A 12,367-nucleotide genomic window follows, 5' to 3' on the forward strand; every position below is an offset into this window, starting at 1 on the left:
AGTGCAGAAGGTTTATTAGCAGTAGGAGAAACGGCAACATATACAGCAACTTATGTTATAGAACAAGCTGCAATAGACGCAGGAGGTTTTAGCAACAGTGTTTTAGCTGAAGGCGATAGTCCAGCAGGAACAACAGTTGATGATACCAGTGATGATGACGATGACGCTGATGGCAATACAGAAGATGATGCCACAGTAACAACAATAGTAGCATTACCAAGTCTAGAAGCTGTTAAGACGGTGGCAATCACAACAGATGTATTACCAACAGGCTTAAGTTTAGGAGATACAATGACTTATACGATAACTGTAGAAAACACAGGAAACGTAAGCTTAGATAATGTAGCTATCACGGATACCTTTGTAGATGCTAACGGTAATACTTTAACTTTATTAACAGGTCCAACATTTAATAGTGCAGATGCAGGAAGTGCAGAAGGTTTATTAACAGTAGGAGAAACGGCAACATATACAGCAACTTATGTTATAGAACAAGCTGCAATAGACGCAGGAGGTTTTAGCAACAGTGTTTTAGCTGAAGGCGATAGTCCAGCAGGAACAACAGTTGATGATACCAGTGATGATGACGATGACGCTGATGGCAATACAGAAGATGATGCCACAGTAACAACAATAGTAGCATTACCAAGTCTAGAAGCTGTTAAGACGGTGGCAATCACAACAGATGTATTACCAACAGGCTTAAGTTTAGGAGATACAATGACTTATACGATAACTGTAGAAAACACAGGAAACGTAAGTTTAGATAATGTAGCTATCGCAGATACCTTTGTAGATGCTAACGGTAACACCTTAACTTTATTAACAGGTCCAACATTTAATAGTGCAGATGCAGGAAGTGCAGAAGGTTTATTAGCAGTAGGAGAAACGGCAACATATACAGCAACTTATGTTATAGAACAAGCTGCAATAGACGCAGGAGGTTTTAGCAACAGTGTTTTAGCTGAAGGCGATAGTCCAGCAGGAACAACAGTTGATGATACCAGTGATGATGACGATGACGCTGATGGCAATACAGAAGATGATGCCACAGTAACAACAATTACAGCATCAGCAAGTATTGAAGCTGTTAAGACGGTAGCACTTACAACAGATGTATTACCAACGGGCTTAAGTTTAGGAGATACAATGACTTATACGATAACTGTAGAAAACACAGGAAACGTAAGTTTAGATAATGTAGCTATCGCAGATACCTTTGTAGATGCTAACGGTAACACCTTAACTTTATTAACAGGTCCAACATTTAATAGTTCAGATGCAGGAAGTGCAGAAGGTTTATTAGCAGTAGGAGAAACGGCAACATATACAGCAACATATGTTATAGAACAAGATGCAATAGACGCAGGAGGTTTTAGCAACAGTGTTTTAGCCGAAGGCGATAGTCCAGCAGGAACAACAGTTGATGATACCAGTGATGATAATGATGATACAGATGGCAATACAGAAGATGATGCCACAGTAACAACAATTACAGCATCAGCAAGTATTGAAGCTGTTAAGACGGTAGCACTTACAACAGATGTATTACCAACGGGCTTAAGTTTAGGAGATACAATGACTTATACGATAACTGTAGAAAACACAGGAAACGTAAGTTTAGATAATGTAGTTATCACAGATACTTTTGAAGATGCTAACGGTAACACGTTAACGTTATTATCAGGACCAACCTTTGATAGTGCTGACGCCGGAAGTTCAGAAGGTTCATTATTAGTAGGAGAGACTGCAACTTATACTGCAACTTATGTTATAGAGCAAGATGCAATAGATGCAGGAGGTTTTAGCAATAGTGTATTAGCAGAAGGAGATAGCCCAACAGATACAACAGTTGATGATACCAGTGATGATGGAGATGATACAGATGGCAATACAGAAGATGATGCCACAGTATCACCAATCACTGCATCACCAAGTCTAGAAGCTGTTAAAACCGTAATGATCAGTAATGATGTATTACCAACAGGCTCAAGTTTAGGAGATACCATGACTTATACGATAACTGTAGAAAACACAGGAAACGTAAGTTTAGATAATGTAGCTATCACAGATACTTTTGAAGATGCTAACGGTAACACGTTAACCTTATTAACAGGTCCAACATTTGATAGTGCTGATGCAGGAAGTGCAGAAGGTTCATTATTAGTAGGAGAAACAGCAACTTACACAGCAACTTATATTATAGAGCAAGGTGCAGTAGATGCAGGAGGTTTTAGCAACAGTGTTTTAGCCGAAGGCGATAGTCCAACAGGAACAACAGTTGATGATACCAGTGATGATAATGATGATACAGATGGTAATACAGAAGATGATGCCACAGTAACAACAATAACAGCATCACCAAGTCTAGAAGCTGTTAAAACAGTAGCAATCAGTAATGATGTATTACCAAGCGGCTTAAGTTTAGGAGATACAATGACTTATACGATAACTGTAGAAAACACAGGAAACGTAAGCTTAGATAATGTAGCTATCACGGATACCTTTGTAGATGCTAATGGTAATACTTTAACTTTATTAACAGGCCCAACATTTAATAGTTCAGATGCAGGAAGTGTAGAAGGTTTATTAGTAGTAGGGGAAACGGCAACATATACAGCAACTTATGTTATAGAACAAGATGCAATAGATGCAGGAGGTTTTAGTAACAGTGTTTTAGCCGAAGGCGATAGTCCAGCAGGAACAACAGTTGATGATACCAGTGATGATGACGATGATACAGATGGCAATACAGAAGATGATGCCACAATAACAACGATAGTATCAAATCCAAGTATTGGCTTAATAAAAACCACTTTAGAGTTAGAAGATACTAATGGAGATGGTATCGCAGGAAGCTTAGGAGACTTAATTTCATATGTTTTTACTGTAGAGAATACAGGAAATGTTACACTAACAGATATTGTAGTTCTAGATAATCTACCTGGTTTAAATTTAGCAGGTGGACCAATTGGTCAATTACTACCTGGTGAAATTGATAGCACGACATTTACAGCAACGTACGAGATTACACAGGCTGATTTAGATGAAGGCAATGTTACCAATTCAGCAACAGTAAGTAGTGAAGGTCCTAGAGGTGATTTAGGAAATCCTTCAGATGATATTGTTGACACTAGTGATGACCCAAATGACATTAATGATAATGATGTAAATGGCGATGGGGATCCAGATGATCCAACAGTAACCACTGTTAATTCATTCTATGATTTAGAAGTTACTAAGATTGTAGATGTATTAGAGCCTGTGATCGGTTCACAAGTGATATTTACAATAGAAGTTGCTAATATTGGTAATGTCACTGCTACAGATGTTATTATCAGTGAGCAAATACCAAGTGGTTATGATTATGTGTCGCATATCTCTACAGCAGGAAACATTAGTTATTCAGATATTACAGGTGAATGGATATTATTACAACTAGATCCAGATCAAGTTGAAATTTTAGAGATTACAGTTGAAGTATTAGGATTTGGTGATTATCTAAATATAGCATATATAGATAGTTCAGTAGGCGGTATCGATGTTAATGAAGATAATGATGAAAGTAGTGCCGAAGTAGACCCAATATGTTTAACAATCTACAATGAATTTTCTCCAAATGGGGATAATGTTAATGAAACATTTGTAATAGATTGTTTAGAAAGATATACTGATAACAAACTAGAAATTTATAACCGTTGGGGTAATTTAGTTTACAGTAAGAGAGGTTATTTAAATGATTGGGATGGACGTTCTAACGGTCGTTCTGTAATTAATCAATCAGACGAGTTACCAGTAGGGACTTACTATTATGTACTTGATTTAGGTGACGGTTCGGATCCAAGAGTAGGATGGGTATACCTTAATAGATAAACTAATTAACACGGAATTATAAAATATATTAGAATGATACATAAATCATCAATAATAAAAAGATTAATAGTTTTAGTATTTGTACTTGTTAGTGCTCATAGTATGGCTCAACAAGATCCACAATACACACACTATATGTTTAATACCTTAAGTGTTAATCCAGCCTATGCAGGTCAAAGGGAAACGCTGAGTGTTGTAGGTATACATAGAAGTCAATGGGTTGGTATAGACGGAGCTCCACAAACGCAATCATTAGGTATTCACTCACCTTTACGTAATGAGCGTATTGGTTTAGGTTTAAATATTGTAAGTGATGCATTAGGACCAGCAAAAGAAACTTTTGTAGATGCTAATTTTTCTTATACCATTCCTCTAAATGCAAATGATTTAAAGTTATCGTTTGGAGTAAAAGGCGGGCTACATATTTTAGAAACAGACTGGAGTAAAGGACGTTTTCAAAATCCTGACGTTGTATTTAGTGATAACATAAATAGAACGTCGCCAATGGTAGGTGCAGGTTTGTATTTACACACCAGAAAATGGTATTTTGGTGCTGCTGTTCCTAATTTCTTGCAAACGGATCATTATGATGACTATATAGAATCTGTAGCAACAGAGCGCATGAATTTTTATCTTATTGGTGGTTATGTGTTTAACCTTAGTGAGACAACAGAATTTAAACCTGCCTTTTTAGTAAAAGGGGTTTCTGGTGCACCTATTATAGCAGATGTTTCTGCTAACTTTTGGTTTCAAAAAAAGTTAACAGCAGGCTTGGCTTGGAGATGGGATGATTCCGTTAGTGCGCTAGCAGGTTTTCAAGTAACACCAGGAATGTTTGTTGGTTATAGTTATGATATGACAACAACAGGATTAAATAATTACAATAGCGGAACGCATGAAATTACCCTAAGATTTGAAGTAAAAAGATTAGGTAGAATATTATCCCCACGTTTCTTTTAAAAATATGAAAATGAAAAACAAATCTGCATACACACTATTAATTGTAGCACTTTTATTCTCAACCTTGACATTTGCTCAAAATGGAAAAATTCAAAGTGTTAAAGATGATTATGAAGATTTTGCTTACGTAAAAACAAGCGAAGTTTTATTAGAAGTAGCAAATAAAGGCTATAAATCTGTAGACTTATTTCAGAAATTAGGTAACTCTTTTTATTTCAGAAATGAAATGAAAGATGCCGCAAAATGGTACGGGGAATTAATAGCGCTTGAAGAAGTTATTGAGCCAGAGTATTATTTTAGATACGCATTAGCTCTTAAAAGTATTGGGGACTATGAAGACTCTGATAAATGGATGCAAAAATTCAACCAATTAAAACCAGAGGATTTAAGAGGAAGAGCATTTGTATCAAAAGTAGATTACAAAACGGTTATCGAAGATGTAAGTAGAGACGATATAGAGGTTAAAAATTTAGAGATCAATACAGAGCTCTCAGATTTTGGAACTACAGAATATGAAAACACAATTGTTTTTGCCTCAGCAAGAGGTGGTGGTCGTAAATACAGATGGAATGAGCAACCTTATTTAGATCTGTATTCAGTAGAATATAAAGACGATGGTACTTTTGGAGAAGTAAAAGAACTAGAAGGCGAAGTTAATACTAAGTTTCACGAATCAAGTGCAGTATTTTCTCCGAATGGAAAATATGTTTTCTTTACAAGAAATAATTATTTCAATTCAAGATATAAAGAAGACAATTCTGGAATTAATAGATTACAGTTATACAGAGCAGTATTAAATGAAGATGGTGAATGGGTAAATATTCATAAGATACATTTTAATAGTGAAGATTATAGTGTGGCACACCCAACATTAAATGTTACAGGCTCTAAGCTATACTTTGTCTCTGATATGCCAGGTACTTTTGGTCAGTCAGATATATTTGTTGTAGATGTAAATGACGATGGAACTTTAGGAGAACCTTCAAATTTGGGACCTACAATTAATACCGAAGGAAAAGAGTCATTCCCTTTTATGAATACTAATGGTGATTTATACTTTTCATCAAATGGTTATCCTGGTTTAGGTGGCTTTGATGTGTTTAAATCAGAAGATTTAGATAATCAACTTAAATTAAGTTCAAAAAGAAGTTTCAAAATAGAAAACGTAGGAAAACCAGTTAATAGTGAGGCTGATGATTTTGGGTATTATGAAAACTTAGTGACTAAACGTGTTTATTTTAGTTCTAATAGAGAAGGTGGAAAAGGAAGTGATGATATTTATACGTTCAATATTACAGAATGTAAGCAATTAGTTACAGGTATAGTTCAAGATAAAAACACAAACGCTTTAATACCAAATGCAACAGTGGTTTTATATGACGGAGAAGGAAATGAAATAGAACGAAAAACAGTAAGTGATGATGCTATATTTGAATTTGATTTAGCGTGTAGAACCGAATACTTAGTTAGAGGAGAAAAAGAGAAATATGCTTCAGATGAAAAACGTTTTACAACTCCATCTAAACAACAAGAATTACAAATACAGTTATTATTAGAGATAGATGAGCAACAAATAGAACCATGTGATGATTTAGCTAAAGTGTTAGATATTCCAATTATCTATTTTGATTTTGATAAATCTAATATTAGATATGATGCAGAGATCGAGCTACAGAAAGTATTAGCGGTATTAAATAAATATCCTACAATGCATATTGATATTCGTTCTCATACCGATTGTAGAGGAACAGCTTCTTATAATGAAAAATTATCTGAGCGACGTGCTAAATCAACACGTCAATATTTAGTAGATAAAGGCATTTCAATAGACCGCTTAACTGCTAAAGGTTATGGCGAATCTCGATTAGTAAATGATTGTGGTTGCGAACCGACTAGTGAATCTTCTTGTTCAGAAGAGGAGCACCAATTAAACAGACGTAGTGAATTTATTATAACAAGCATTGATGGAAAAACATGCGATGATTAATAACAATCATAATTAATAATTACAAGAGCCGCTTATTTATAAGCGGCTTTTTTGTGCTCAATTTTCAGTGATCACATCGAACAATAGTATATATAGCTTGATGGCTTTCTCTTCATTTTTTTGTTGGTTGATTGTCTAGGAGTTAGGACAATAGTCCAGCTGTTTTTTTTGTATAATTAATTATTATAGATAATAATATGATATAAATCATGTTAAATGTTAAAAAAATAAGTATTTCAACGAAAAAATAAGTACTTGAGTGTGGTATTTGGTAATTATGTTAATTTTATGGTAAATAAGCATTTTAAAGTTGTTGATATGTTAGTTCTTGTAATTCATTATGTTAAGTGCTAATATATTTTCTGCCTGCCATTTTTACCATTTCCTCCCTAAGAAATAGTTTATGTAAAAACACAATTAAAATTTAATGATCTAATAAGATTATTTTAAATATAAAAGTTGTGTTTTTATTAATTGAGTTATTCAATCTATGTGTTGATTACTTGATGTCTAATAATTAGAAACTACTAATTTTATATAACTATTATCTATGAACACACCTACTAATTTACGCTTCATTTTTAGAAAAATTTTCACCCAAACAAAGTCATTATTATTTTTATTACTCTTAGCATTAGTGCTTTTTTCATTTACGGATTTAAAAAATGTTACCGTAGTCCATGAAATAAGTAATGATTTTGTTCCTGTACCTATTCCTTGTAATACAGATCTACCTGTACCTATCACATCTTTAAATTATACAGATCTAGAAGTGGTTAAAAGTACATCTGGTTTATGCCTTTTAGGTTGTAATGTTTACAATGAGGGAAATTTAACTGATGCAAGTGAAACCAATTATGCGACGTTAAATACGGCGATAGGAGTTGGCGTAACACATACTTTGACGGTTAAAGATAATACTGCAGATGAATTTTATGATGGTGGTAGTTTTGCTGGGTTTTTAATAGAAAACTCTTCATTGGTTCAAGTCGATTTACTTAACAGTATTGTTGTTACAACTTATTTAGATGGTCAAGAGCAAGAAGATTCGGAATCAAGTGGTAATTTACTAGCTATAAATAGCGATTTGTTATCAAGTAATCAATTTTATGTTGGATTTGATACCGCGCTAGATTATGATGCTATTAAAATTTCTATATCAAGTGTGGTTGGTGTTTCTTCCTCAACAAAAGTGTATTATGCTGTAACTAATAGTTATTGCGCAGGTCCTGCCTTAGTTTGTAATACGCCAACAATGTTAACAAAACCAAGTTTTCCTGCTAAAATAGTAGACGAGCACACTGGTTTTGAAGGTGTGTTGAGTGTTGGTACTATTCAAAATGCAGATGCTGCTGTTGATTCTAATACAAATTCTTATGCAAGTATCGATTTTACTGTAGGTCTTTTAGCTACAGGAAGTTTAGCGATAAAGGATGAGTTTACAGATTATCCAGCGATGACTTATGCTGGTTTTGATATTGAAAACACATCAGTATTAAATTTAAGTTTATTAGATGGTATTACAATTTCAACCTATTTAAATGGAGCATTTCAGGAGAGTAAAACAGGGAGTTCAGAACTTTTATCAGTTGATAGTGCTTTATTGCTAACAGGCTCTGAACGCTCTCAGTTTGGGTTTGTGTCAAGTTTACCTTTTGACGAAGTACAATTAACAATTAATCAAACGCTTACCGTAGATTTAGGAAGCACTAAGATATATGGATTAGTTTTAGAGTCATTTTGCGAAGGCTCATTAGAGTGTAGTAGTTCTACGGTATTAAGTAATCCATTACAGCCAGTTATTATCAATAATACAAATACAGGAGTAGAAGGTGTGGCTTGTGTAGGTTGTGAAGTAGATAATGCAACGAATGTTATAAGTCAAAGTACTTCAGATTTTGCAGTAATTAATGTTATTGCTGGTGTGGCTAATACAGCTTCTATAGCTGTGCTCAATGTAATAGATACTTATCCTTCTGGAACTAAAGCCGGTTTTGTAATTAGAGATACTAATGATTTACTTCAACTAGATTTACTAAACTCAATAACACTAACAACATATTTAGACGGTGTTGTTCAAGAGTCACAAACATCGAGTAATTTATTAGCATTAGAGGCTTTAGGGATAATAAATATTACACCTTCAAGTGCAGATGGATTTTACTTAATAGGTTTTGAAACAAGTCTAGAATATGATGAAATACAATTAACCGTAGGAGCAATAGCTTCCGTAATTAATAGTATAGAGGTTTACGGAAGTTATGTAGATACAACCATTCAGATCGAAGGAACCGTTACTAACGAAACTACTTTGGGGCTTTCGGATGGAGCGCTTTCTGTATCTGTGTCTGGTGGAACACCTCCATATTCTTATTTGTGGAGTCCAAACGGGGAAACTTCAGATTCTATTAATGGTTTAGTACCAGGGACTTATTCTGTAACTGTTACAGATGCACTCAATTGTGAAGCTACAGCCGAATTTATAGTTTATACAGACGGGGTTCAGTATCCAGTACCTTGTAATACAGAAAATCCTGTAGCAATTACGGCTAATAGTTTTACTGATTTAACAGTCTCAGAAACGACAACAGGGGTGTGTCTTTTAGGATGTGGTATAGAGAATGAAGAAAATATTACAGATGCAGACAGTAGTAATTATGCCACTGTATCTACTTTAGTAGGTTTGGGTGTTACGCATACATTGAGAGCAACAGACGCAACTGTTGGAGAATTTTTTGAAGGTGGTGGTTATGCTGGATATTTAATCGAAAATAGTTCTATTCTGCAAGCAGATTTATTAGATGTTATTGAAATTAAAACATATTTAGATGGTGTTCAGCAAGAGTCAGATGCAAGTGCATCTTTAGCGGTGATTAATAGTACAATATTAGGCTCTGATCAATATTATGTAGGGTTTTATACAAGTATGGATTATGATGCTGTTGAAATTTCTATTTCAAGTTTATTAGATGTGCTTTCTGTAACAAAGGTTTATCATGCTGTAACTAATAGCTTTTGTGAAGGGCCAGAATTAGTATGTAATACACCAACGGCATTAACAAAACCAGAATTTCCTGTAAGGATTGTAGATGAGCATACTGGAACAGGTGGTTTATTAGGAATTGGTAGTGTTAATAATACAAGTAATCTTTTTGATACAAATGCAGGTAATTACGCAACAATAGATTTGTTAGTTGGTGTTGCAGCTACTGCTTCATTAGCGGTTAAAGATGAATTAGCAGATTACCCAGCGATGACTTATGCTGGTTTTGATATCGAAAATGCAAACTTACTAAATACTCAATTATTTGATGCTGTAACAATTACTACATATTTAGATGGGGTACTGGTAGAGTCTAAAACAGGAACAACAGAATTATTACCTGTAAATTCAGGATTATTATTAACAGGAAATGAATCTGTAAGAGTAGGGTTTGTTTCTACTTCACCTTTTGATGAAGTACAAATTACCTTATCGCAATTAGTATCTTTAAGTTTAGGAAGCACAAGGATATATAATACGGTACTAGAAACATTTTGTTCAGGAACCATTGATTGTGATGCGCCCTATGTTTTATCTAATCCAAATGATTCTGTAATTATTAGTAATGATAAAACAGGGACAGATGGTGTGGCATGTATAGCTTGTGAGGTAGATAATTCACAAAACGTATTGACTGAAGATGGCAGTGATTTTGCTTTAATTAACGTCGTGGCAGGTGTTGCTGCAACAGCGTCAATTTCGGTACAAGATGTGTTGTTAGATTATCCAATAGGTACAAGAGCTGGTTTTGTAATTCGTGATACTAACGATCTATTGGAAGTTGATTTGTTAAATTCTATAACTTTAACAACATACCTTGATGGTGTTCTACAGGAACAAAAAACGGCAAGTAATTTATTAGCTTTAGAAGCATTAGGTTTAGTTACTATTACGCCTTTAACCACGGACGGACTATATGTCGTGGCTTTCAACACGACTTTGAGTTTTGATGAAATTCAAATTACAGTAGCATCACTTGTTGGTGTCATTAATTCTATTGAAGTTTATGGTAGTTATATTGATGCTGTAAATTCAAATTTATGTGATCCTGCAAATATAGCAGTGATAAAAACAGTGGTTTTTAATGATGAAAATGCAAATGGATTTGGAGATGCAGGTGAAACATTGACTTATAATTTTACAGTTACAAATGAAGGCAGTGTAGATTTATCTTCAGTAGTGTTGACTGATGCTATGCTAGGTGGTGAACTTAATTTAGTATCTGGCGATACTGATGGAGATACTGAATTAGATGTTAATGAAACCTGGTTGTATACTGCAAATTACACATTGACACAATCGGATGTAGATACAGGATTTGTAAGTAATCAAGCAAATATCACATCTGTAAACGTAGATGATGGAACGGAAGAAGGTGATCTTTCTGATGATGATTCTGTTTTTGAAGATGATGTTACAATAATAAATTTACCTCAAACTGCAGAAATAGCAGTGATAAAAACATCAGTATTAAATGATGAAAATAATGATGGCTTCGCAGACTCAGGAGAAACAATCACTTATAATTTTACAGTAACTAATGAAGGAAGTACATCTGTTACTAATGTCGTCTTAACCGACGCTATGTTAGGTGGGATAATTACCTTATCATCAGGAGATTTAAATAGTGATAATATATTAGATGTTGATGAGACTTGGTTATACACAGGAAATTATACGATACTGCAATCAGATATTGATGCAGGTATTGTAAGTAATCAAGCCACAGTAACTGGAACAAGTTCGGATGGATCTACATTAACAGATCTTTCAGATGATGATTCAGTTTTAGAAGATGACATTACAGAAACGGTATTACCTCAAGAAAGCGGAATCGCAGTTATCAAAACATCAATATTTAATGATGAAAATACTGATGGCTACGCAGACTTAGGCGAAACAATTACGTATAATTTTACAGTAACTAATGAAGGCGAATTAGCAATCACGAGTGTGGTATTGACTGATGTAATGTTAGGTGGAGTAATCACGTTATCGTCAGGAGATTTAAATGGAGATAACATTTTAGATATCGATGAGACTTGGTTATACACAGCAAATTATACGATACTTCAATCAGATATTGATGCAGGTATTGTAAGTAATCAAGCCACAGTAACTGGAACAAGTTCGGATGGATCTACATTAACAGATCTTTCAGATGATGATTCAGTTTTAGAAGATGACATTACAGAAACAGTAATGCCTCAAGAAAGTGGAATTGCAGTGATTAAAACATCAATATTTAATGACGAAAATAATGATGGCTACGCAGACTTAGGCGAAACAATTACGTATAATTTTACAGTAACTAATGAAGGCGAATTAGCAATCACAAGTGTGGTATTGACTGATGTAATGTTAGGTGGAGTAATCACGTTATCGTCAGGAGATTTAAATGGAGATAACATTTTAGATATCGATGAGACTTGGTTATACACAGCAAATTATACGATACTTCAATCAGATATTGATGCAGGTATTGTAAGTAATCAAGCCACAGT

Annotated in this window: 4 protein-coding genes; all 4 read left to right on the forward strand. The window is 34.3% G+C overall.

The annotated features are described in order from the left end of the window. The coding region (locus tag HM985_RS16605; protein ID WP_179377339.1) for a DUF7507 domain-containing protein at positions 1-3,873 on the forward strand (3,873 nt) is incomplete at its 5' end. 33 nt (positions 3,874-3,906) lie between these two features. After that, positions 3,907-4,833, forward strand: a complete 927-nt coding sequence (locus HM985_RS16610; RefSeq protein ID WP_179377340.1) for a PorP/SprF family type IX secretion system membrane protein — start codon at positions 3,907-3,909, stop codon at positions 4,831-4,833. A gap of 10 nt (positions 4,834-4,843) precedes the next feature. Next, positions 4,844-6,820: an OmpA family protein gene (locus tag HM985_RS16615; protein ID WP_179377341.1), complete on the forward strand. Its 1,977-nt coding sequence runs from the start codon at positions 4,844-4,846 to the stop codon at positions 6,818-6,820. Positions 6,821-7,370: 550 nt separating this feature from the next. Next, positions 7,371-12,367: SprB repeat-containing protein (locus tag HM985_RS16620; protein ID WP_179377342.1), on the forward strand; the 4,997-nt coding region annotated here is incomplete at its 3' end.

Origin of the sequence: Winogradskyella wichelsiae, from assembly GCF_013403925.1 — a bacterium.
Lineage (GTDB): Bacteria > Bacteroidota > Bacteroidia > Flavobacteriales > Flavobacteriaceae > Winogradskyella > Winogradskyella wichelsiae.